The following is a 21,480-nucleotide window of genomic DNA, read 5'->3' as shown; positions in this document are numbered from 1 at the left end:
ACCATGTTCGCCCTGACGTTTCTCGGAACCTCGGCCAGCGTTCCGTCGGTGGAGCGCAACCATCCGGCGCTTCTGGTGGAGGCGGCGGGCAAGCGCATCCTGGTCGATTGCGGCGAGGGCACGCAGCGCCAGTTGCTGCGCGCTGGCGCCGGCTTTCGGCGGCTCGACCGCATCCTGCTGACGCATGCCCATCTCGATCACGTGCTCGGCATCCCCGGTCTCTTTTCGACGCTGGGCTTACGGCAGAGCGCCGACGTGATGACCATTCATGGCGGTCAGGGCACGCTCGATCTCGTCATCCGGATGCTTGCGGGCCTGTGGGGCGCGGGCAGGGCGCCGATCGCGGTGGAGTTCTCAGCCCTGACCGAAGGGCAGGTCATGGACGCCGGCGATTTCACCATCGACTGCTTTCCGGTTCGCCATCGCGACACCGACAGTTTTGGCTTCGCGTTCCAGAGTCCCGCCCGCCGCCACCTTCGGCCGGAGCGCCTTGCCGAGCTGGGCGTTCCAGACGGGCCGATGCGCGGAGAGTTGGCCGCGGGACGACCAGTCGTGATCGCCGATCGAACGATCGATCCGGAAGACGTCCTGGGGCCGCCGAGCGGCGGCAGGAAGCTCGTCGTGATCGGCGACACCGAGACCACCGAAGACCTCTCCAAATACGTTTCTGGCGCCGATCTACTGGTGATCGAGGCAACGTTCCTCGATCGCGACGCATCGACCGCGCGGGACTATGGCCACCTCACTGCGCGCGATGCGGCTGCGTTTGCGGCCGCGACCAATGTCGGCCAGCTCGTGCTCACGCATCAGTCGGGCCGCTATGAGGACGATGAGGTCCTTGCAGAGGCAACCAGGATTTTTCCAAACGCCCGGATCGCTGCCGACTTCGATCGCATTGCCATCTAGCCTCGAGAGGCCGTTCAGCTCGTCAATCCGGACTTGATGGCGAGGTCCTGCACCTGGCGCGTCACCTGCATCAGGCGCGGCAGCGCCTGGTCGCGAAAGGCCGGCATGTCCATGCGCACCGCATCGATGGTGACGCTCAATCCGGCAATCACGAGACCCTGGGCGTCGAAGATCGGCGCTGCCAGCGTGCGCAGGCCATAGGCGTTCTCGCCGTCAGAAACGGCGTGCCCTTTCTTCTTCACCTGATCGAGCCGGGCGAGCAGGGCGTCGAGATCGGTGAGCGTTCGCTCCGACAGTTTGACTCGCGGTCGCGACTCCAGCCGCGCGATCTGCTCGTCCCGCGCCAGATGCGCCAGCATGACGTGGCCGAGCGCGGCGCTATAGGCCGGGATCCGCGTGCCCGGCCGGCGATCCATCTTGTGGCGGTCGAGGCCCGCACCGACCCGTGCGAGATAGACCACGTCGCCCCCGTCGAGGATGCCGAGCGAAGCCGCATCGCCGACGTCAGGCACGAGCTCGCGCAGCAGCGGCTCGACGATCGGCCGCAGCGATCCGTGCGACAGCACGGTGTAGCCGAGATCAAGGCAGGCAACGCCGAGGCGGAACCGGCGGCTCTGCGGAACGGCCTGGAGGTAGCCGAGTTCGATCAAGGTCTGGATCAGCCGGAACGCCGTTCCGCGATCGAGGTCGGCCCGTGCGGCAATCTCACTCAGGGTCAGCTCGAAGGCCTCGCTGGTGAAGCTCTTGAGCACAGCAAAGGCCTTGCCGACGGAAGCGACGTAATTCTTTGGATTTTTCGCGTCGGTGTCCGATACGCGTTTCGTGGCCTTCTTTTCGACCTTGGCCATGCTCGAATGTCTCGCCATGACATGTCCCCTTGACGTGGCGGCAAGCTGATTTTACGACGGGACAATCCAATAACAAATGTTCGCATTCCGAACAACATCGATTTGACGATCGGAGGAAGTTTGTCGACATCATCGCTGCACCCTCATGGTGTGTTCTCCGCCGCGCTGACACCGCTCGATGCCGAGCTCGCCCCCGATCATGCGCGCTTCGTCGCGCATTGCCGCTATCTGCTCGACGAAGGCTGCGACGGCATCGCGCTGCTCGGCACGACCGGCGAGGCGAACTCGTTCTCGGCCACTGAGCGCACCGCGCTGCTCGAGGCGGTGGTCGCCGCCGGCATCGCGCCGCAGCGGCTTCTGCCGGGCACTGGTGTCACCGCGCTCAGCGAGACCATTGCCCTGACGCGTCATGCGCTCTCGGTCGGCGTCGATACCGTGGTGATGCTGCCGCCGTTCTACTACAAGGGCGTCAGCGACGACGGCATTTTCGCGTCGTACAGCGAGGTCGTGCAGCGCATCGGCGATGCCAAGCTCAAGGTCGTGCTCTATCACATCCCGCAGATGTCGGCGCAGCCGATCTCGCATGCGCTGATTGAGCGGCTGCGCGCGGCTTATCCAGCGACGTTCACCGGCATCAAGGATTCCTCCGGCGACTTCGCCAACATGACCGCGATGGTCGAACGCTTTCCCGGCTTTTCGGTCCTGGTCGGCGCCGATCCTTTGTTGCTGCCGCTGCTCCGCAAGGGCGGCGCCGGCTGCATCACTGCAACGTCCAATCTCGTGGCGCGTGACCTTGCCTATGTCTACAAGCATTTTGGCGACAGCGACGACGACGCCGCGCTCAAGGCCGCGCAGGCGCGCATCGTCAGGGCGCGCGAATTGGTCTCGCGCTTCCCGCAGATGGCGTCGCTGAAGGCGCTGGTGGCCGAGCGCACCGGCCATGCCGGATGGCAGCGGTTGCGTCCGCCGCTGGAATCCTTGCCATCGGCTCACGTGAAAGAGCTGCTTGCGGATGCCACTGCATTCGCAGCCACCATTTAGCCGCGACGCCGGCGACGAGGCGATCCGATGTCCGACTCTTTCCAGGATGCGCTGTCCGGGCTCGCCGCCATCGTTGGCGACAAGCACGTCATCGCCTCCGGAGCCGACCAGGAGCCTTATGTGGTGGACTGGCGCGGCCGCTATCACGGTCGCGCGGTCGCGGTGGTGAAACCCGGCTCGACCGCTGAGGTCGCCGCCGTCGTCAAATACTGCGCGGAAAGGCAGCTTGCGATCGTGCCGCAGGGCGGCAACACCGGCATGTGCGGGGCCGCGACGCCGGACGATCGCAACGCAGGCAATGTCGTGATCCGGCTCGACCGTATGCGGGCCGTGCGCGACGTCAGCCCGCTCGCCAACACGATCACGGTGGAAGCCGGCTGCATTCTCGCCGAGGTGCAGAATGCGGCCCGTAGCGTCGATCGTTACTTTCCCTTGAGCCTGGGTGCCGAGGGTTCCTGCCAGATTGGCGGCAACATTTCCACCAATGCCGGCGGCACGGCCGTGCTTCGCTACGGACCGACACGCGATCTCGTGCTCGGGCTAGAGGTCGTGCTGCCCGACGGGCGCGTCTTCAACGGCCTGCGCGCGCTGCGCAAGGACAACACCGGTTACGCGCTCAAGCAGCTCTTCATCGGCGCAGAGGGCACGCTCGGCATCGTCACGGCGGCGGTCCTGAAACTGTTTGCACCGCCGCGCAGCTCTGCGCTGGCGCTGCTGAAATTGCAGGGCGTCGAGCAGGCGCTCGAGATCATGCAGCGCCTGCGCGGCGCGGTCGGCGACCGGCTCGGCAGCCTCGAGATCATGTCGCGCTCGCAGATCGAGGCGATAGCGGAGACAGTGCCGCATGTCGCGATCCCGTTCGAGTTGACGACGCCGTGGTATCTGATCGTCGAGCTGACCGACACGCTTCCAGGCGTTGACCTCAACGAGCCGCTCGCCACGGTGCTCGCTGAGGCGATGGAGGCCGGGCTCGCTGACGACGTCATCCTGGCGTCCAACCTGGCGCAGGCCAAGGCGATCTGGGCGGTCAGGCACAGTGTGTCCGAAGGCAACAAGCGCAGCGGCTATGTCGTGTCGCATGACAGCGTGGTGCCGCTGGAGCGGCAGGCGGCCTTCGTCGCCAATGTCGAGGCCCGGATCAAGGCTGCCGTGCCGCATGCGCGCGTCGTGATGCATGGCCATATCGGCGATGGCAATATCCACGTGATCGCACTGATCGACCGCGCGCATTGTCAGGACCCCGCTGCAACGGCCGCGCTGGTGGCCGAGATCAACGAGATCGTCGATGACGAGACCGCAGCGCAAGGCGGAGCCATCAGTGCCGAGCACGGCATTGGCATCACCAATCGTGGTCGGCTCGCGCGCGTCACCGATCCCCTCGATATCGAGCTGATGCGAGACATCAAGCAACTGCTCGATCCGAACGGCCTGATGAACCCGGGCAAGATCTTTACTGCCGGAGGCGCGCGACGATGACGAGCGTCCGCCTGCTTGCCGACGATCTCACCGGTGCGCTCGACACCGCGGCGGAGTTCGTCGGTCTGTGCGGACCGTTCGACGTCACCTGGCCGGAAGCATCTGCGGCGCAGGACTCTGAAAGCCTGGCGATCGACAGCGGCACACGCGAACGTTCCAAAACCGAGTGCATCGAGATCGTCGGACGACTGGCGCCACAGCTCCGCGGGGCGACGATCGCCTACAAGAAGGTCGATAGCCTCCTTCGCGGCGCGTGGGCGGCCGAGCTTGACGCCTGCCTGCGCAGCGGCGATTGGGCGTCCTGCGTGGTCGCGCCCGCCTTCGACTATCAGGGGCGCCGCACCGCGGGTGGCCAGCAATTTGCGCGCACGGTGCAAGGCGAGTGGCACCGCGTCGGCGACAATCTCCTGGCCCAGCTGCAGCAGGACGGCATCGAGGCGCGGCAGGGCGGGGCCGACACGCTGTCGCAGGGCGGCGTTCAGGTCTTCGACGCCGAAAGCGACATCGACCTCGATCGGGTCGTCGAGATGGGGCAGCGCATGCCGGGACCCGTGCTATGGTGCGGCAGCGGTGGGCTCGCCGGCGCGCTCGCCCGCAGCCATGACGCCGCTGCGCCGACCCAATTGAAGCTGCCGGTGCTGGGGCTGTTCGGCTCGGATCAGCCCGCGACTGCGTCTCAGCTGGCTGCGTGCGGCGAGGCAACCATCGCGCTTGCGGAAGGCGAGGGCGCGGAGCCTGTCCGGCGCAAGCTGGCCGATGACGCCGTGGCACTGGTCAAGTTCTCTCTCGCCAACGGCCTGACGCGCGCGGAGGCGGCGCAGCGGATCGCGCGCGAAATGACGGCACTGATCGCGGCGCTCGAACCACCGGGCACGCTGATCGTTGCTGGCGGCGAGACCCTGAAGGCCGCATGCGTCGCCCTTGGCGCGCATGCGCTCCAGGTGACGGGACGTATCGTGCCGGGGTTGCCGCGCTCGATCTTGCAGGGCGGCCGGTGGGCCGGCGTGGACGTGATCTCGAAGTCCGGTGCATTCGGACCCAGCGAGCTCTGGCGCGATCTGCTCCGGGACAATCATTTGCTCAACATGAGGAGTCCGACATGACCTCTCGTCATCTTGCCATCACCATGGGTGATCCCGCCGGGATCGGACCGGAGATCATCGTCAAGGCTTGCGTGGGATTGAAGGACCGGATCGCGAAGGGCGATCTGCGCCTGCTGATCATCGGCAGCGGCGCGGCGCTTGATGGCGCAAAGGCAGCGCTCGGCGCTGACATTGCCATCCCCGAAGTAAGCGACCAGGATCGCGACTGGCCAAATCTGTGCTTCCTCCAGGCCGACGCCGAGGGCGATCCCATCAGGCCCGGCGTGCTCAGCGCTGACGGCGGCCGTTTTGCCTACAAGGCGATCGAGCAGGGCGTGCGCCTGACGCAGGCGGGCCGCACCGCGGCCATCGTCACGGCACCGCTCAACAAGGAAGCCCTCAACAAGGCCGGCTATCATTTCCCCGGCCATACCGAGATGCTCGCGCATCTCACCGGCGTGCGCGGCTCGGTGATGCTGCTTGCCCATGGCAACATGCGCGTTAGCCACGTCTCGACGCATGTGGCGCTGGAGGACGTGCCGAAGCGTCTGACGCCGGAGCGCCTGCGCATGGTGATCGACCTCACCAACGACGCGCTGCGTCGGCTCGGCATCGAAAAGCCGAAGATCGCGATCGCCGCGCTCAATCCGCATGCCGGCGAGGGCGGCCTGTTCGGCCGGCAGGACATCGATGTCTCGGCGCCGACGATCGCCAAGGCAGTCGCTGACGGTCTCGACATTGTCGGCCCCGTGCCGGGTGACACCATCTTCGTGAAGCTGCGCGCCGGACAGTACGATGCTGCGGTCGCGATGTATCACGACCAGGGCCACATCCCTGTCAAGCTGCTCGGCTTCCAGGTCGATCCCGCGACCGGCCGCTGGCAGGAGCTCTCGGGCGTCAACATCACGCTGGGCCTGCCGATCATCCGCACGTCCGTCGATCACGGCACCGCCTTCGACATCGCCGGCAAGGGCATCGCCAACGAGCACAGCCTGATCGAGGCCATCGACTATGCCGAGCGGCTGGCCGTCGGCGCTTCCACATCCAAGTCGTGAGATCGAACGCACGATGACCAACGCCTTCACGCCCATCGAAATTCTTCGCCCCACTATCCTGGAGTTCGGCTGCGGCACGATCGCAGCCGCAGCGCGTTTCGCCGAGCGGATCGGCGCCAAGCGGCCGCTGGTGATCTCGGACCCATTCAACGCGCGTCGCGTCGATACGCTGGGGCTACCCGGCGCGGTCAAGCTGTTCGGCGATGTGAAGCCCGAGCCGGACCTGCCCAATCTCGAGAAGGCGGTCGCGATGGCGCGCGACGCCAAGCCCGATCTCGTCGTCGGGTTCGGCGGCGGCAGCGCGATGGATCTGGCCAAGCTGGTGGCGGTGATGTGCACGAACGACGTGGCCTTCGCCGACATCGTTGGGCCGGAGAAGGTGGCCGGCCGCAGCGTGGCGCTGATGCAGATTCCCACCACCTCGGGCACCGGCAGCGAAGCCGGCACCCGCGCGCTGGTGACCGACCCCATGAGCCAGAACAAGCAGGCGGTGCAGAGCCGCTTCATGCTGGCTGACATCGCCATCGTCGATCCGGATCTGACGATGACGGTGCCGAAAGAGGTCACCGCGGCGACCGGCGTCGATGCGCTGGCGCATTGCGTCGAGGCCTATACCAGTCGCAAGGCGCATCCCACGATCGATCTCTATGCGCTCGAAGGCGCGCGGCTGGTTGGGCAGTATCTCAAGCGGGCGGTGGTCGATGGTAGCGATCGCGAGGCGCGTGCGGGCCTGGCGCTGGCCTCGCTCTATGGCGGCTATTGCCTCGGGCCGGTGAACACGACCGCCGGCCATGCGGTCGCGTACCCGCTCGGCACGCGTCATCATGTGGCGCATGGGCTCGCCTGCGCGGTGATCTTTCCGCACACGCTGGCCTTCAACATGCCGGCCGTGGAGGCGAAGACCGTCGCAGTGCTCCAGGCGCTTGGATTGCCGAAGCAGGACGATGCAAAGCTGGCGTTCGACGCAACCTACAAGTTCTGCGCCGATCTCGGTATCGAGATGCGGCTGTCGGCGCTCGGCGTGCCCAGGGACGATCTCGGCGTGATGGCCGACGAGGCGCACGCCATTCGCCGCCTGCTCGACAACAATCCGCGCGACCTTAGCCGGGATGCGATCCTGAACATGTACGAGGTCGCGTTCTAGAGCATGATCCGGAAAAGTGTGTAGCGGTTTTCCGAAGAGATCATGCTCAAACAATAAGCTAAGGCGCGATGCATCGCGCTTTAGCCATCCCCGCCGCTCGTTCGCGGCAGCCAATCAACAACACTGAAAAGAGGAAACTTCGATGAGATCGACGTGGCTTGTTCTTGCCTCACTCATGCTGCTGGCGGCATCGCCGGCAAAGGCCCAGGACGGTTATCCGTCCAAGCAGGTGACGGTGATCGTTCCCTTCGCCGCCGGCGGTACCGCCGATATCTTCGCCCGCATGGTCTCCAACCATTTGCAAGCGAAGCTCGGCAAGCCGTTCGTGGTCGAGAATGTCGGTGGCGCCGGCTCGATCCTCGGCGTGACGCGGCTGGCGAAGTCGGCGCCTGACGGCATCACGCTCGGGCTTGCGAGCACGTCCGCGCTCGCGATCAACCCGTCGCTCTATGGTCCGAAGCTCAGCTACCAGCCGGACAAGGATCTTGCGCCGGTTGCCCAGATCAGCGTCGTGCCCAACGTGCTTGTCGTGAACCCCAACAAGATCAAGGCGCGCACCGTACCGGAGCTGATCGCTTATCTGAAGGCGAATCCGGACAAGGTCTCGTTCGGCTCGGCCGGCGTCGGCACCTCGCAGCATCTGGCCGCCGAGCTGTTTCAGCAGATGACCGGCACCAAGATGGTGCACGTACCCTACAAGGGCTCCAGCCAGATGCTGACGGACCTGTTGAGCGGCCAGATCGATCTCGCCTTCGACAACGTGCCCCTGCTGCTGCCGCAGGTGAAGACCGGCCAGCTCGCACTGCTCGCGACCGCGACGCCGAAGCGGGCCGCCTTCGATCCCGAAGCTCCCGCCGTCGCTGAATTCCTGCCGGGCTTCGAGGCCGTGGCCTGGCACGGCTTCTTCGTCCCGGCCGGGACGCCGAAACCGATCGTCGAAAAGCTCTCGGCCGAGATCCGCGCCTTCATGCAGCAACCTGACACGGTACAGAAATTGGCCGAGCTCGGCGCCACCGCGGTCGCAGTGGATTCCGAGCCGTTTGCGGCCTACATCGCCGCTGAGACGGCGCGGTGGAAGAAGGTGATCGAAGCCGCGAACATCAAGCTGGACTAAGCGCCAAGGGCGCTGCTTGGCGATATTTGAGACGTCCGCGGGCCGCAGCGTGACCCGACCGCTTCATGCGGTCGGGCGCGGCTCGTGCCTTGTCGCTGCGGACTCCCGACCTCTCGTCCTATCCCCCGTCGAGACACGACCCATCCACCGCAGCGCTTGCCAGCCCAGGGCCGAGCGGGTAGAACGCTGCCACGCCTGAGCCGTGATTTGCGCCAAACGCGCTTCCGGCCACAGTCGAGCAAATCAACAAGGCTTTGAATTTGTTCGACTATTCCGTTGGGGAATGGTGTAACGGTAGCACAACAGACTCTGACTCTGTTTGTCTTGGTTCGAATCCAGGTTCCCCAGCCATTCCGGCGCTCCTTCTCCAGACGTAACCCTCGGCATCTGCGCGGCAGCGACGGTTCGTTGGCGGCACCGCCGCTCGCGACCGTTTGCCTCATCTGAAAAATCGCGTTTCCGGTCGGATCTCCGCGCACTCCATCGTCCTTGAGTTACACAACCCAAGGAGATCCGTGATGCCCTATGTCGATGGTTTCGTGCTGGCCGTGCCGAAGGACAAGATCGAGGCCTACAAGACGCTGGCAACGACCGCCTGCGCACTCTGGCTGGAGCATGGCGCGCTCGACTATGTCGAATGCATCGGTGACGACGTCCCCTATGGCGAGCTCACCTCGTTTCCGCGCGCGGTCATGGCGAAGGAGGACGAGATCGTGGTCTTCTCCTGGATCGTCTACCGCGACCGGGAGACCCGTGATGCCGTCAACAAGAAGGTGATGGCGGACCCGCGGCTGAAAATGGACGGCATGCCGTTCGACGGCAAGCGCATGATCTATGGCGGCTTCACGACGCTGCTTCGGGCAGGCGACATCGCGACCTGACGGCGTCCGTTACTTGATCTTGTCGTAGGCCGCGGCGAAATCGTTGAGCGGCATCGGGATCGCGATCGTCTCCTTGGCCATGTTCTGGAAGGAGACCTTCAACTGCTTGCCCGACCGCAAGGCCGTGAGCAGGTCCGGCGCGACCGGCGTCGAGGCGTAGCAGCCGCGGTTCTCGCAGGTCTGGATCTGGAGATCGAACGCCTTGCCTTCGTCGACCTGGAGCTTGGCGCCGACGGGCAGGTTGAGGCCGAGCGGCAATTGCAGCAGCGCAATCGGTGTGCGGGTGTCGGGCGCGATGCGGATGTTGATCAGGATGACGGTCTGGCCGGTCTTGGTCAGCACCGCGTTCTGCTCCATCGCGCATTCGAGCGGCGCCTCGCGGCTTGCGCTGGTGCAGCGCACGATCCAGCCGGGTTGCCCCGGAGCGCCGTCCGCCTGTGCTTGCGTCGGGCTAGGCGCAGGCTGAGTGGCCGGGGCAGGAGAAGCGGCGTTCTTCTTGGCGCCCTGCTGGGCATACGCGGCGCTGGTCGACAACAGGACAGCGGCGGCGAAGGCGACAAGTCTGGATTGCATGAGCATGGCGAAACCGCGTTGGCGTGAACCGAGGTCTCGCTGTAGCGTCGCGGAAGGTGCGGCGCAAGCTTACTCGGCGGCTTGCTTGACGCTGCGGCGCTCGGCCGCCTCGTCGCCTTCGCCGTCACCCGAACGGCCCCAACCCGAGAACCAGTTGTTGAGCTCGTCGAGATAGAGATAAACCACCGGCGTGGTGAATAGCGTCAGCGCCTGGCTGACGATCAGGCCGCCGACCATGGCGTAGCCGAGCGGTTGGCGGATCTCTGCGCCGGTGCCGTGGCCGAGCATCAGCGGCACGCCGCCCAGCAGCGCGGCCATCGTCGTCATCATGATCGGGCGGAAGCGCAGCAGCGCGGCCTGGCGGATCGATTCCGCCGGTGTCTTGTGTTCGTCGCGCTCGGCGGCGATCGCGAAGTCGACCATCATGATGCCGTTCTTCTTCACGATGCCGATCAGAAGGATGATGCCGATCAGCGCGATCAGGCTGAAGTCGAAGCCGGCCGCCATCAGGATCGCGAGCGCGCCGACGCCGGCCGAGGGCAGGGTCGACAGGATCGTGATCGGATGGATGTAGCTCTCGTAGAGGATGCCGAGGATCAGGTAGACCACGACGAGCGCAGCGAGGATCAACAGCGGCACGGTGCCGAGCGATTGCTGGAACGCCTGCGCGGTGCCCTGGAAACTCGAATTCAGCGTCGGCGGCGCGCCCAGCTCCACCATCGCCCGTTGCACGGCCTCGGTGGCCTGGCCGAGCGCGACGCCTTGTGCGAGGTTGAAGCTGATCGTGATCGCCGGGAACTGACCCTGATGGCTGATCGAGAGCGGGCGGACCGGGTCGGTGGTCCAGGTCGCGAAGGTCGACAGCGGCACCTGTTCGCCGGTCAGCGGCGACTTCAGATAGAGCTTGTTCAGGCTGTCGAGATCGCCCTGCATCTCCGGCAGAATCTCGAGGATCACCTTGTAGGTATTGAGCTGGGTGAAATACTGCGTGACCTGCCGTTGGCCGAAAGCGTCATACAGCGTGTCGTCGATCATCTGCGGCTGGATGCCGTAGCGCGAGGCGGTGTCGCGGTTGATCTTGAGCTGCACCGTGGTGCCCTGCGTCTGCTGGTCGGTCGCGACGTCGCGCAGCTCCGGCAACGTCTGCATTTTGGCGAGGATCTTTGGCGCCCAGTCGTTGAGCTCGGCGAGGTCGGCGTCCTGCAGGGTGAACTCGAACTGCGTGCGGGTCGGCCGGCCGCCGAGCCGGACGTCCTGGGCCGCCTGCATGTAGAGGCGGGCGCCCTCGACCTTGTCGAACTGCGGGCGCAGGCGCGCGATGATCTGCTGAGCCGAGGCCTCGCGCATGTCGCGAGGCTTGAGCGTGATGTACAGGGCACCGTTGTTGCCGGCACGTCCGCTGCCGCCGATCGCCATGGCAACGCTCGCAACATCGGGATCGGCCAGGATGATCTTGCCGAGCTGCTCCTGGCGTCTGACCATTTCCTTGAACGAAATGTCCTGCGAGGCTTCGGACGTGGCCGTGATCAGGCCGACGTCCTGTTGCGGGAAGAAGCCCTTCGGGATCAGGACGAACAGGTAGATCGACAATCCGAGCGTGGCGAAGAAGATCGCGAGCGTGGTGCGGCGCCACGCCAGGGCGTGGTCGAGCACATATTCGTAGCCGCGCAGCATCCCGTCGAAGGCGCGCTCGCTCCATTGGTAGAACTTGCCGTGGGTCACTTCGCCATGCGCGCGCAGGAAGCGCGAGGCCATCATCGGCGTCAGCGTCAGCGACACGAACATCGAGACGAAGATCGTCATCGCCAGCACCACGGCGAATTCGCGGAACAGGCGCCCGATGATGCCTCCCATCAGCAGCAGGGGGATCAGCACCGCGACCAGCGAGATGCTGATCGAGACGATGGTGAAACCGATTTCCTTGGAGCCCTTGAAGGCGGCCGCGAGCGGGGATTCGCCTTCCTCGATGTAGCGGGTGATGTTCTCGAGCATCACGATGGCATCGTCGACCACGAAGCCGACCGCAATGGTGAGTGCCATCAGCGACAGATTGTCGAGCGAATAGCCGGCCACCCACATCAAGGCGCACGCGCCCAATAGCGCCAATGGCACCGTGACCGTGGGGATGACCGTCGCCCAGAAGCTGCGCAGGAAGATGAAGATGACCATGACCACGAGCGCGATGGTCAGCAGCAGCGTGAACTGAACGTCCTCGACCGCGGCACGGATTGTCGTTGTGCGGTCACTAATCAGCTCGATCTTGATTGCGGGCGGAATAGCGGCCACCAGCCGGGGCAGGGTGGCCTTGATCCGGTCGACAGTCTCGATGACGTTGGCACCGGGCTGCTTGAAGATCACCAGGAACACGCCGCGCTTGCCGTTGGCCCAGGCCGCCTGCTTGGCGTCTTCAGCGCCGCTGACGGCCTGGCCGATGTCGCGGATTCGCAAGGGGCCGCCATTGCGATAGGCGATGATGACGTCGTTCCAGTCCTTGGCGTGGGTGAGCTGGTCGTTGGCGTAGATCGTATAGGCGCGCTTAGGCCCGTCGATATTGCCTTTGGGGCTGTCGACCGTAGTGATGGCGATCTGGCTGCGGACGTCCTCCATCGACAGGCCCTTGGCGACAAGTTTCGCCGGGTCGATCTGAACGCGGATGGACGGCTTCTGCTGGCCGCCGATGAAGACCTGCGCGACGCCGGAGAGCTGGCTGATCTGCTGGGCGAGCTGGGCGTCGACGGCGTCGCTGACGCTGGTCAGCGGCAGTGTTTCGGAGGTCGCCGACAGCAGCAGGATCGGGGCGTCCGCCGGGTTGACCTTGCGGTAGGTCGGCGGCGAGGGCAGGTTCTTCGGCAGCTGGCCGCTGGCGGCGTTGATGGCACCCTGAACGTCGTTGGCCGCGCCGTCGATGCTGCGGTTGAGGTCGAACTGGATGGTGATCGACGCCGTGCCCAGATAGCTGGTCGAGGTCATCTGGGCGATGCCGGGGATCTGGGCGAATTGGCGCTCGAGCGGCTGCGCCACCGACGAGGCCATTGTCTCGGGGCTGCCGCCCGGCAGGTTGGCGGTGATCTGGATGGTCGGGAAGTCCACCTGCGGCAGCGGCGCGACCGGCAGCAGGGGGTAGGCGACGAGGCCGACGAAGAGGATGCCGGCCATCAGCAGCGAGGTGCCGATGGGATAACGGATGAAGGGTGCCGAAATCCCGCCCGCGATCATTCGTGTCGAACCTTGTTCTGGGCCGGATCCGAGCTCGCCACCGCCGTCGAGACGAGGCTTCCAGGCTGCACCTTGAACTGACCGCCGGTGATGACCTGCTGCCCGGGCGTGAGGCCTTCATCGATGACCGAACGTCCATCGATGCCATAGCTGACCTTGATCTTGTGCACTTCGGCCTTGTTGTCCTGATTGACGGTATAGGCGTACAGGCCGTTGGTCGAATGCTGGACCGCATCATCGGGAACGACGGTTGCATCTTTCAGCGTCCGCACCAGAAGACGCGTCGAAACCGACTGGCCCGGCCACAGCGTGTGGTCCTTGTTGTCGAATACCGCCTTGAGCCGAATAGTGCCGCTGGTCGTGTCGACCTGGTTGTTGATGACCGCGAGCTTGCCTTCGGCCAGCGTCTTCTTGCCGTCGGTGGTGAAGGCGATCACCTTGAGCGCGCCGGCCTGCTGACCTTCGGTGATGTAGGGGAGCTGGTCTTCCGGTGCCGTGAAGATCACGGCGATCGGCTCGACCTGAGAGATCGTGACGATGCCGGTCTGCGTCGAGGCGTTGACGATGTTGCCGATGTCGACTTGGCGCAGCCCTGCGACGCCCGTGATCGGCGCCTTGATCTGCGTGTAGTCGAGCTGGGTCTGGGCGTTGGCGATCGCCGCTTCGTCGGCCGCGATCTGGGCGGTGAGCTGGGCGACAGTGGAGCGCTGGGTATCGACCCGCTGCGCGGTCGCGAATTCGCCGAGCCTCATGGCGCGCTGCAGTTCGAGATTGGCGTTGGCGAGGTTCGCCTCGTCCTGCGCCTTCTTGGCTTTGGCCTGATCGAGCGCGGCTTGATAGGGGCGGGGATCGATCGAGACCAGAAGGTCGCCCTGCTGGACGATCTGGCCTTCGCGGAAGGCGAGCTTGTCGATCTGACCATCCACTCGGCTGCGGACTTGGACGGTGTTGAAGCCCTGCACCGTGCCGAGACCGGTCAGATACACTGGGAAGTCGGTCTTCTGAACCGGCGCAACGCTGACGGGAACGGCCTGCTGGCGAGGCGCTGCTTTTTGTGTCGTCTGGGTTTTTCCGGCCCCGGGCGAGCCGTATTTTTGCCAGCCATAATAACCCGCGGAGGCCACGGCCGCGATGATCAGAATCCAGAGGATCGGCCGTGTTTTTTTCATATCGGCTCGGCGGCGCTCGTGCCCCCAAGCTACGAATTATGGGGCAATCATTGGGTTCCAGCGCGCTTGTATAATACACGCCAAGTTCCAGTGTAAACAGCACTATCGGTCGAGAATCCTAAACAATTGGAAAGCTTTGCACCGCATGCAGCAGGCTGGCGCGGCAGTGTGCAGGGCTGCATTTTCCAGAGCCCGAACGATCCGCGTGCGAACCTTGGACAATGCCCGCAGACCGTGTCCCGCGCTGAGGGGCGCGGCGGACGACCACCACGCCGGTGCGTCACGAGAACGGTTCTAAATCGCGCACCGGCCGTTTCGGTTGTCAGCAAAATCAGCATCGGTCATATCGGCGCCGCCACAACGGGAGCGCAGGATGGACGAACTGAACGGCAAGCTGATCGCGTGTCAGATTCTGATCACGGGGCTGATCGCGCGCGTCGCCAACGAACAGCGCGATCCCTTGCGCTTCCTCACCGACTTCCGCGACGAAATCAAAGCCGTCGTCAACGGCGTCAACATCGCCGGGATGGACAACACCGATCGTGTGCGCGCGGTCGCGCAGAAAACCGTCGACGAATTGTTCTCGCTGATGAAGCCGCCGAGCAGCGACTGAGTGAGTGCCGGCGGGGACCCGTGGGTTCTTCGGACTGTGCCGGCTTAAGATCGCATTTGCGCATCGACATCTACACGCAGTCCGATCTGGACAGATTCAAATGTGCGGACGGACCAGTTGCATTGACCTGATTTTGCTCGACCGATAGGACCGCGCTGTTGTTGGCATCTCCGTCTCGATCATGCGCATCAATCGGTGCGCTGCTTCAGCATTGAGGAGAGCGCAGCAATCGAGAGGCAGATTAGAACGCTTCAAGTTTAGAACCGTTTGAAACTGCAGGCCTCGACGAGATTAGAATTGCTTTGAAATGGACGGATTCAGCCGGAGTGTTGCTCTGCTCTCGTTGACCCCCATTCATGCTCCCGCTAGCACCGTTGCGTCGCGTTGTCGCAATGCGACCAATCGTCGTTGAGGAAGTGGGGCGTGAAATGGGGAATGTTAGGTCGCCGCGGTCATTGCGTTCGGCTGCGTTGAGAAAGTCGGTCGACAACAATTTCGAAGCTGCTGCTGGCAAGACGGTTTCCGCCGTTGCAAGCCTGATCGCTGTCGCGACGGTGTCGAGCGGCGCAGAGGCGCAGCAGTCGAACCTGCCGCCGGTGACGGTCGATGCTCCGGTGCAGCGTCCGCGTCCGGTGGCTTCGAAGCCGTCGCCGGAGCAGGTCCGCGCCCGCAACGCGCTTCGCCGCGCCGCGCAGCGCCAGCAGCCCCAACAGACGGCTCCCATCACACCGTCAGGTCCCGCCGACGCAAATCCGTATGCGGATCCGGCTGCGCCCTATAAGGTCGATCACGTGCAGGCCGGCGGCAAATTCCCGGAGAAGCTGGTCGACACTCCCAAGTCGATCACGGTTCTCAGCAAGGAAGTCCTCGAGGACAAGAACGCCACGACGCTTAAGCAGGCGATCCTCAGCACGGCCGGCGTGACGCTCGGCTCGGGCGAGGGCGGCAACGCGTTCGGCGACCGCTTCTTCATCCGCGGCTTCGATGCGCGTAACGACATCTTCATCGATGGTGTTCGTGACGCCGGCGTCAGCGTGCGTGAAAACTTCTTCACCGAGCAGGTCGAGATCCTGCGCGGTCCCGGCTCGACTTTTTCCGGCCGCGGTGTCGCCGGTGGTGCGATCAACATCGTCACCAAGCAGGCGACGACGGAACAGAGCTTCTACAACATGGACACCACGTTTGGCACCGACCAGACCAAGCGTGTCACCCTCGACGTCAACCAGGTGATCGACCCGACGCTCGCCGTTCGTGTCGGCGGCCTGTTTCAGGATGCCAATGTCGCTGGCCGCGACTACGTCACCGACAACCGGAACGGCGCCTTCGTCGCCACGACCTGGAAGCCGACCGACACGATCAAGGTCACCGGCAACTACATCCACACCGAACTGACCGGTCTTCCGGACTTCGGCGTGCCGTATTATCGACCGAGCACAGCGTCCACCGCTGGCGGTCCGTTCCCGGATTTCGGAGCGAGCCGCAAGAACTGGTACGGTTTCGTCAATCGCGATTTCTTCCGCACCGGCCAGGACATCGGCACGATCAACGCGGAAGTGCAGATCACTCCCGATCTCATGATCAGCAACAAGTTCCGCGCTTCGCGTTCGACCCAAAATTACATCGGAACGCTGCCGGAATCGCCCTCGCTGAAGGACCCGCTCTCAGCTTCGACGCTGACGTCCAATCCGCAGAGCCGTTTTCAGATCACCGATGTGCTCGCCAACCAGACGGAGGCGACCTACAAGTTCCTGGACGGGGCGGGGTTCAAGCATACTGCGCTTGCGGGTATTGAGGTCGATCGTGAGCGGTCGTCGATCGACAGGTATCTTGGGCTGACCTCGGAAGCCACCGGCATTCCCTCGAGCCCATCGGGCTCGCCGACCAACACCAGCGTCTTCTTTCCTCAGAACACGTATCTGCCCTTCGGAATCCCGTCGCTTTCAGGTTTGCCGACCAAGATCGGTATCGACACTGTCAGCGGTTACGTCATGGATAGCGCAAACTACCATGACCTGCTGATCCTCAATGGCGGTTTCCGTTACGACAACTACAAGATCAACACGTCGGGATACGGAACGATCGGTGGGGTGAGCCGGTTCGGCCAGCAATCCGCCGAGTTCCTGATTCCGAATTTCAATCTCGGTCTCACGCTCAAGCCGCTGCCGAACGGCAGCGTGTACGTGGCGTATGCGACCTCGGCCAATCCCGTCGGTGCCGAGTTCGATGGGACCAGCACGGCCTATGGCGGTCTCACACCGGTCCTCAACGGCAACTCGAACCAGATTTTTGGGCCGGAGAAGAACAAGGCGATCGAGGTCGGCACGAAATGGGAGTTGTTCGACCGTCACCTGCTACTGACGGCGGCGTTGTTCCAGACCGAAAAGGAAAACGCGCGCGAGTCGCAGAATATCACTGCGGCGACGGCAACTGCGACCTGTCCCTATCCAGTGACTGTTCCAGCGACCACCGGCACGGTGTCCTGCATCACGGCCGGGGCAGCCTACCGCATCCGCGGTATCGATCTCGGCGTCGGTGGCAAGATCACAGACAAGTGGAGTGTGTTCGGCGGTCTCGTGCTGATGCAGTCGGAAGTGACGCAGTCGCTGGCACCGTCGGCCAACAAGACATTGTATCCGACCAACGTCGGGCGTCCGCTCGCCAATATCGCGCACGAGTCGTTCAGCCTGCTGTCGAAATATCAGCTCAACGACACCTGGGAACTGGGCGGGCAGGCGGTATACCGCTCCAAGATCTATGGCGGCACTTTGCTCGCGGCCAATCAGGGCACGTCGCTGCCGAGCTACTGGCGCTTTGACGCGTTCGCGGAGGCGAAGCTCGATCAGCACTGGAAGCTCAAGCTGTTCGTGAACAACATCTTCGACAAGCGCTACTACGACGCGCTGTACCAAAGCGCAGCACCGTTCGTGCTGGAGGCACCGGGCCGTGCCGCCTATGTGGTGCTCTCCGCGCGCTACTGATGGAGCAACAACGAGTTTCATGCTGACATGCATAGAAAACGTTCTCAGCAAGGATGATGTGGCGGATTTCCGCCGCATCATGGACGCCAGCGACTGGGAGGACGGCCGCTCCACTGCGGGCGCGCAGTCCGCCATGGTCAAGCGCAACGAGCAATTGCCGCCGGACAGCGAGGTCGCGCGCAAGCTCGGCAACCGCATCATCTCGGCGCTGACGTCGAACCCGCGCTTCATCGCGGCGGCGATCCCGCTCCAGATCTTCCCGCCGCTCTTCAACCGCTATGCGGCGAGCAGCGGCCACCATTTCGGCCTGCACGTCGACAATGCGATCCGCGGCGACCGCCTGACCGGCCTTCGCATCCGCACAGACCTGTCGGTCACGCTGTTCCTCGCCGAGCCGGAGGAGTACGATGGTGGCGAACTTGTGATCGAGGACAGCTACGGTTCGCACGAAGTCAAGTTGCCAGCCGGCGACTGCGTGCTCTATCCCTCGACCAGCCTCCACCTCGTCACGCCGGTGACGAGGGGAACGCGGGTTGCGTCTTTCTTCTGGCTTCAGAGCATGATACGGGACGATCAAGCCCGGAGCATGATCTTTGACCTCGACACCGCGATTCAGGCGCTGGTGGAACGGCTCGGGCGTGACGATCCCGAAACGGTCAAATTGACGGGTATCTATCACAACCTCATTCGCTACTGGGCCGAAGTATGAAGACCATGACCTTCCAAGCCAGCCTTGCCGCCGCCGCCATGCTGGCGGCCGCCTGGCTCGCATCCCCTGCTTCTGCCCAGACACAAACCCCGCCGGCCCCGGCGCAATCGGTGGCTCAACCGGCCCCGGCCGGTCCGGCTCCCGCGGCGCCAGCAGCTGCTGCCCCGGCGCCTTCGGCCCCGATGGCGACCGCTCCCGCTGCTCCGACGGCGCCCCCCGCGGCCGCCGGTCCGACCACCCCCAAGCCCGATGTGGCGACCGCTGTCGCACCGGCCATGAAGGAATTGTCGCCCTGGGTGATGTTCATGTCGGCGGACGTCATCGTGAAGGCGGTGATGATCGGGCTCGCCTTTGCCTCGCTGGTGACCTGGACCGTCTTCATCGCCAAGTCGATCGAACTGTCGGTCGCTTCCACCAAGCTTCGTTCGGCGCTGAAGAAGACCGCAGAGGCACGTTCGCTCGCGGAAGCCCAGATGGCGCTCGGAGCCAAGGAAGGGATCCTGCCGTCCTTCCTCGTCGCGGCGCTGCGTGAGGCGCGGATGTCGGCCGGCCTGTCCAGCGATGCCGGCATCAAGGAGCGCGCGGCCTCGAGCTTTGCCGAGATCGTGCGCGCGGAACAGCGCCGCATCCGCATCGGCATGGGCGTGCTCGCGACCATCGGCTCCACCTCGCCCTTCGTCGGCCTGTTCGGCACGGTCTGGGGCATCATGAACAGCTTCATCGGCATCTCGAAGTCGCAGACCACGAACCTCGCCGTGGTCGCGCCCGGCATCGCCGAGGCGCTGCTCGCCACCGCGATCGGCCTGGTCGCCGCGATCCCCGCCGTCATCATTTACAACCATTTCGCACGCGTGACGAAAGGCTATCTCGAGCTCGTCAGCCGCGCCTCGGGCGCGGCGGGGCGGCTGCTCTCGCGCGATCTCGATCGCAGCCACGGCAGCGTGCATTCGCGCGCAGCGGAGTGAACCATGGGCGTTTCGCTCGCAGACAACGACGGCGAAGACGACGATTTCTCGGAAACGCATGACATCAACGTCACGCCGTTCATCGACGTCATCCTGGTGCTGCTGATCATCTTCATGGTCGCAGCGCCGCTCTCGACCGTCGACCTGCCGATCGATCTGCCAACGTCGAGCGCGACGCCGCAGAAGAAGCCGGACAAGCCGACCTATCTCAGCATCAAGCCTGATCTGACACTGGCGATCGGAGAGAACCCGGTCCACCGGGCCGAGTTGATCGGCACCCTCGACGGTCTGTCCGACATGAGCAAGGACAAGTATGTCTTCCTGCGCGCCGATCGCTCGGTGCCGTATGGCGAGTTGATGGGGGTCATGGAGCTCTTGCGCTCAGGCGGCTATACGCGGGTCAAGCTGGTCGCGCTGGAAGGCGCTCCGGGGGCGCCCGCGGCAGGCGCCGCTCAGCCTTAAAGGCCCGCTATGTCGGACGAACTCAGACCATCCAGGAAGCTTTGGATCTTGGCCGCGGTGGCGGCGCTCGCGCTTCATCTGGGTGGCGCCGCGCTCGCGCTGGCACACCTGCAAGCCGATGACGGCGACGATGGTCTGGGTGCGGCGGGCGCCGAGTTTGCGGTCGAGATGGCCTCGCCAAAGGCGCCCGATACCGACCTTCCGCCGGGGCCTGACAGTGAAGCGATGCAGGAGCAGCAGGCGCTTCCCGAGCAAAAGGCCGAGACCAAGGAAACCGAGCTGCCAAAGGATCAGTCGCAGCAGGTCGACGATCCCGATCGGGTTGTCACCGAGAACATCTCGAAGAAGCCGCAGGACGAGGATCCGAAGATCGCGGCGGTCGAAACTCCCGCTGCCGAGGCATCGCCGAAGTCGGTTGCGACGGCACGGCAGACACTCGATGAAGACGCGCGCGAGGCCGAGAAGGCCCTGGCGCCGGTGCTTGGGCTTGGCAAGGACATCCTGAAGATTACGGCGGACTGGAACCGCAAGATCAGCGCGCATCTGACGGCCCACAAGGTCAATCCGGAGGGCAAGGAGCCCAATAACCAGAAGGTCAAAGTGAGCTTCGCGATCAACCGCAAGGGAAACGTGCTGTCGGTCGACGTCGTGGAGTCGTCGGGGGATGCGGCTTACGATGCGGCCGCGGTCTCGATTGTCCGCAAGTCCGATCCCATTCCGCAGCCGCCGGCCGGGCTGACTGACGACCGGTTCGAGCGCACCGTCGACATCATCTTCACGCCGCCGGACGCGAAGAAAAAGAAGAAGACGGCTCAGCGCCAGTAGAGCCTGATCCCGACATAGACCACGACCAGGCAGGCGAAGATCAGCGCCACCGGCAGCGGCCGTTTCTGGGTTCCAGCGAATGCCGCCGTCCCGAAGGAGGCGGACTTCTTCGGCTTGGGGGCCGGGCGACGGAAGGCGGTAACATTGTCCGCCGCCGTTTCAGGCGGACGGGTGCGAACGTCGGGCGGGGTTCCCGCGCCGCCCATCTCGGCATAATAGGCCTTGTAGATCGCGCCGATGGTGGCCTCGGTGGCTTCGCCCTCGCTCATCTGCTCCAGCAGGTTCTTGTAGCTCGCGAGGAACTCCTGGGCCTCCGGAGGCAGCGCGGACGCCCCGTTGAGCTTCGCCATCATCTTCCAGGTGGCAAAATCGGCGCGGGCGCGGGTGTCGGCGCGTCGCGCGATCAGCATATCGGCAGCTTTG

The 21,480-nt window shown here is 64.5% G+C and carries 19 protein-coding genes and 1 tRNA gene; 15 read left to right on the top strand and 5 right to left on the bottom strand.

The annotated features are described in order from the left end of the window. The first annotated feature begins 3 nt into the window (after nucleotides 1–3). Nucleotides 4–906 carry a ribonuclease Z gene (rnz, locus tag AAE027_RS18285; protein WP_370986783.1) on the top strand — a complete coding sequence of 301 codons (903 nt, stop codon included), beginning with the start codon at nucleotides 4–6 and terminating at the stop codon, nucleotides 904–906. 14 nt (nucleotides 907–920) lie between these two features. Here rnz and AAE027_RS18280 read toward each other — a convergent pair whose 3' ends face one another. Beyond that, nucleotides 921–1,772 carry an IclR family transcriptional regulator gene (locus AAE027_RS18280; RefSeq protein ID WP_370986784.1) on the bottom strand — a complete coding sequence of 284 codons (852 nt, stop codon included), beginning with the start codon at nucleotides 1,770–1,772 and terminating at the stop codon, nucleotides 921–923. A gap of 102 nt (nucleotides 1,773–1,874) precedes the next feature. On the opposite strand from AAE027_RS18280, the gene AAE027_RS18275 reads away from it, so the two are divergent. The 8 genes from AAE027_RS18275 to AAE027_RS18240 all read left to right on the top strand — a co-directional run bounded on the left by AAE027_RS18275 (nucleotide 1,875) and on the right by AAE027_RS18240 (nucleotide 9,547). Next, entirely contained in the window at nucleotides 1,875–2,795 is a 921-nt protein-coding gene (locus AAE027_RS18275; RefSeq protein WP_370986785.1) for a dihydrodipicolinate synthase family protein, read from the top strand. 27 nt (nucleotides 2,796–2,822) lie between these two features. Next, nucleotides 2,823–4,271, top strand: coding sequence for an FAD-binding oxidoreductase (locus AAE027_RS18270; protein ID WP_370986786.1), 1,449 nt, complete (start codon nucleotides 2,823–2,825; stop codon nucleotides 4,269–4,271). After that, complete coding sequence (locus AAE027_RS18265) at nucleotides 4,268–5,374, top strand: four-carbon acid sugar kinase family protein (protein WP_370986787.1); 1,107 nt, start codon at nucleotides 4,268–4,270, stop codon at nucleotides 5,372–5,374. Before AAE027_RS18270 ends, AAE027_RS18265 begins: the two co-directional genes overlap by 4 nt. Continuing rightward, nucleotides 5,371–6,408, top strand: coding sequence for a 4-hydroxythreonine-4-phosphate dehydrogenase PdxA (gene pdxA, locus AAE027_RS18260; protein WP_370986788.1), 1,038 nt, complete (start codon nucleotides 5,371–5,373; stop codon nucleotides 6,406–6,408). The genes AAE027_RS18265 and pdxA overlap by 4 nt, the downstream gene beginning before the upstream one ends. A gap of 13 nt (nucleotides 6,409–6,421) precedes the next feature. After that, the gene (locus tag AAE027_RS18255) at nucleotides 6,422–7,552 is read left to right on the top strand and encodes an iron-containing alcohol dehydrogenase (protein ID WP_370986789.1); all 1,131 of its coding nucleotides are present in this window, start codon (nucleotides 6,422–6,424) and stop codon (nucleotides 7,550–7,552) included. Nucleotides 7,553–7,694: 142 nt separating this feature from the next. After that, nucleotides 7,695–8,666 (top strand): Bug family tripartite tricarboxylate transporter substrate binding protein, encoded by a 972-nt coding sequence (locus tag AAE027_RS18250; protein ID WP_370986790.1) that lies wholly within the window; start codon nucleotides 7,695–7,697, stop codon nucleotides 8,664–8,666. A gap of 277 nt (nucleotides 8,667–8,943) precedes the next feature. After that, nucleotides 8,944–9,017 (top strand) — tRNA-Gln (locus AAE027_RS18245). A 167-nt stretch (nucleotides 9,018–9,184) separates the two neighbouring features. Beyond that, nucleotides 9,185–9,547, top strand: a complete 363-nt coding sequence (locus tag AAE027_RS18240; RefSeq protein WP_370986791.1) for a DUF1428 domain-containing protein — start codon at nucleotides 9,185–9,187, stop codon at nucleotides 9,545–9,547. A 9-nt stretch (nucleotides 9,548–9,556) separates the two neighbouring features. Here the strand turns inward: AAE027_RS18240 and AAE027_RS18235 are convergent, their stop codons facing one another. The 3 genes from AAE027_RS18235 to AAE027_RS18225 form a co-directional block, all read right to left on the bottom strand. Continuing rightward, nucleotides 9,557–10,126 carry an invasion associated locus B family protein gene (locus tag AAE027_RS18235; RefSeq protein WP_370986792.1) on the bottom strand — a complete coding sequence of 190 codons (570 nt, stop codon included), beginning with the start codon at nucleotides 10,124–10,126 and terminating at the stop codon, nucleotides 9,557–9,559. Between the two features lie 63 nt (nucleotides 10,127–10,189). Beyond that, on the bottom strand, nucleotides 10,190–13,336 hold the full coding sequence (locus tag AAE027_RS18230) for a multidrug efflux RND transporter permease subunit (protein ID WP_128947404.1): 3,147 nt from the start codon (nucleotides 13,334–13,336) through the stop codon (nucleotides 10,190–10,192). Further along, on the bottom strand, nucleotides 13,333–14,505 hold the full coding sequence (locus tag AAE027_RS18225; protein WP_370986793.1) for an efflux RND transporter periplasmic adaptor subunit: 1,173 nt from the start codon (nucleotides 14,503–14,505) through the stop codon (nucleotides 13,333–13,335). The genes AAE027_RS18230 and AAE027_RS18225 overlap by 4 nt, the downstream gene beginning before the upstream one ends. Before the next feature lie 373 nt (nucleotides 14,506–14,878). Between AAE027_RS18225 and AAE027_RS18220 the strand changes: the two genes are divergently transcribed. The 6 genes from AAE027_RS18220 to AAE027_RS18195 all read left to right on the top strand — a co-directional run bounded on the left by AAE027_RS18220 (nucleotide 14,879) and on the right by AAE027_RS18195 (nucleotide 21,057). After that, nucleotides 14,879–15,118 (top strand): hypothetical protein, encoded by a 240-nt coding sequence (locus AAE027_RS18220; RefSeq protein WP_025035676.1) that lies wholly within the window; start codon nucleotides 14,879–14,881, stop codon nucleotides 15,116–15,118. 428 nt (nucleotides 15,119–15,546) lie between these two features. Continuing rightward, complete coding sequence (locus tag AAE027_RS18215; protein WP_370986794.1) at nucleotides 15,547–18,096, top strand: TonB-dependent receptor; 2,550 nt, start codon at nucleotides 15,547–15,549, stop codon at nucleotides 18,094–18,096. A 19-nt stretch (nucleotides 18,097–18,115) separates the two neighbouring features. Further along, on the top strand, nucleotides 18,116–18,805 hold the full coding sequence (locus AAE027_RS18210; protein WP_370986795.1) for a Fe2+-dependent dioxygenase: 690 nt from the start codon (nucleotides 18,116–18,118) through the stop codon (nucleotides 18,803–18,805). Next, nucleotides 18,802–19,770 carry a tonB-system energizer ExbB gene (exbB, locus tag AAE027_RS18205; RefSeq protein WP_370986796.1) on the top strand — a complete coding sequence of 323 codons (969 nt, stop codon included), beginning with the start codon at nucleotides 18,802–18,804 and terminating at the stop codon, nucleotides 19,768–19,770. The genes AAE027_RS18210 and exbB overlap by 4 nt, the downstream gene beginning before the upstream one ends. Before the next feature lie 3 nt (nucleotides 19,771–19,773). After that, the gene (exbD, locus tag AAE027_RS18200) at nucleotides 19,774–20,232 is read left to right on the top strand and encodes a TonB system transport protein ExbD (protein WP_091888533.1); all 459 of its coding nucleotides are present in this window, start codon (nucleotides 19,774–19,776) and stop codon (nucleotides 20,230–20,232) included. Nucleotides 20,233–20,241: 9 nt separating this feature from the next. Then, complete coding sequence (locus AAE027_RS18195) at nucleotides 20,242–21,057, top strand: energy transducer TonB (RefSeq protein ID WP_091888531.1); 816 nt, start codon at nucleotides 20,242–20,244, stop codon at nucleotides 21,055–21,057. Here AAE027_RS18195 and AAE027_RS18190 read toward each other — a convergent pair. Beyond that, nucleotides 21,045–21,467, bottom strand: a complete 423-nt coding sequence (locus tag AAE027_RS18190) for a type 2 periplasmic-binding domain-containing protein (protein WP_370986897.1) — start codon at nucleotides 21,465–21,467, stop codon at nucleotides 21,045–21,047. The genes AAE027_RS18195 and AAE027_RS18190 overlap by 13 nt on opposite strands. Nucleotides 21,468–21,480: the final 13 nt, after the last annotated feature.

It is taken from the genome of Bradyrhizobium sp. DN3, assembly GCF_041357655.1.
In the GTDB taxonomy this organism is placed as follows: Bacteria; Pseudomonadota; Alphaproteobacteria; order Rhizobiales; family Xanthobacteraceae; genus Bradyrhizobium.
Note: the sequence above shows the minus strand (reverse complement) of the source record. Positions and strands in the feature narration are given on the sequence as shown.

Excerpts from the sequence above, each read along its gene's own strand:
- AAE027_RS18190 (WP_370986897.1), bottom strand. The coding sequence starts at position 21,467 with ATGCTGATCGCGCGACGCGCCGACACCCGCGCCCGCGCCGATTTTGCC.
- AAE027_RS18225 (WP_370986793.1), bottom strand. The coding sequence starts at position 14,505 with ATGAAAAAAACACGGCCGATCCTCTGGATTCTGATCATCGCGGCCGTG.
- AAE027_RS18195 (WP_091888531.1), top strand. The coding sequence starts at position 20,242 with ATGTCGGACGAACTCAGACCATCCAGGAAGCTTTGGATCTTGGCCGCG.
- AAE027_RS18220 (WP_025035676.1), top strand. The coding sequence starts at position 14,879 with ATGGACGAACTGAACGGCAAGCTGATCGCGTGTCAGATTCTGATCACG.
- exbD (WP_091888533.1), top strand. The coding sequence starts at position 19,774 with ATGGGCGTTTCGCTCGCAGACAACGACGGCGAAGACGACGATTTCTCG.
- AAE027_RS18240 (WP_370986791.1), top strand. The coding sequence starts at position 9,185 with ATGCCCTATGTCGATGGTTTCGTGCTGGCCGTGCCGAAGGACAAGATC.
- pdxA (WP_370986788.1), top strand. The coding sequence starts at position 5,371 with ATGACCTCTCGTCATCTTGCCATCACCATGGGTGATCCCGCCGGGATC.
- AAE027_RS18235 (WP_370986792.1), bottom strand. The coding sequence starts at position 10,126 with ATGCTCATGCAATCCAGACTTGTCGCCTTCGCCGCCGCTGTCCTGTTG.
- AAE027_RS18215 (WP_370986794.1), top strand. The coding sequence starts at position 15,547 with ATGGGGAATGTTAGGTCGCCGCGGTCATTGCGTTCGGCTGCGTTGAGA.
- AAE027_RS18230 (WP_128947404.1), bottom strand. The coding sequence starts at position 13,336 with ATGATCGCGGGCGGGATTTCGGCACCCTTCATCCGTTATCCCATCGGC.
- AAE027_RS18255 (WP_370986789.1), top strand. The coding sequence starts at position 6,422 with ATGACCAACGCCTTCACGCCCATCGAAATTCTTCGCCCCACTATCCTG.
- AAE027_RS18265 (WP_370986787.1), top strand. The coding sequence starts at position 4,268 with ATGACGAGCGTCCGCCTGCTTGCCGACGATCTCACCGGTGCGCTCGAC.
- rnz (WP_370986783.1), top strand. The coding sequence starts at position 4 with ATGTTCGCCCTGACGTTTCTCGGAACCTCGGCCAGCGTTCCGTCGGTG.
- AAE027_RS18210 (WP_370986795.1), top strand. The coding sequence starts at position 18,116 with ATGCTGACATGCATAGAAAACGTTCTCAGCAAGGATGATGTGGCGGAT.
- AAE027_RS18270 (WP_370986786.1), top strand. The coding sequence starts at position 2,823 with ATGTCCGACTCTTTCCAGGATGCGCTGTCCGGGCTCGCCGCCATCGTT.
- AAE027_RS18250 (WP_370986790.1), top strand. The coding sequence starts at position 7,695 with ATGAGATCGACGTGGCTTGTTCTTGCCTCACTCATGCTGCTGGCGGCA.
- AAE027_RS18280 (WP_370986784.1), bottom strand. The coding sequence starts at position 1,772 with ATGGCGAGACATTCGAGCATGGCCAAGGTCGAAAAGAAGGCCACGAAA.
- exbB (WP_370986796.1), top strand. The coding sequence starts at position 18,802 with ATGAAGACCATGACCTTCCAAGCCAGCCTTGCCGCCGCCGCCATGCTG.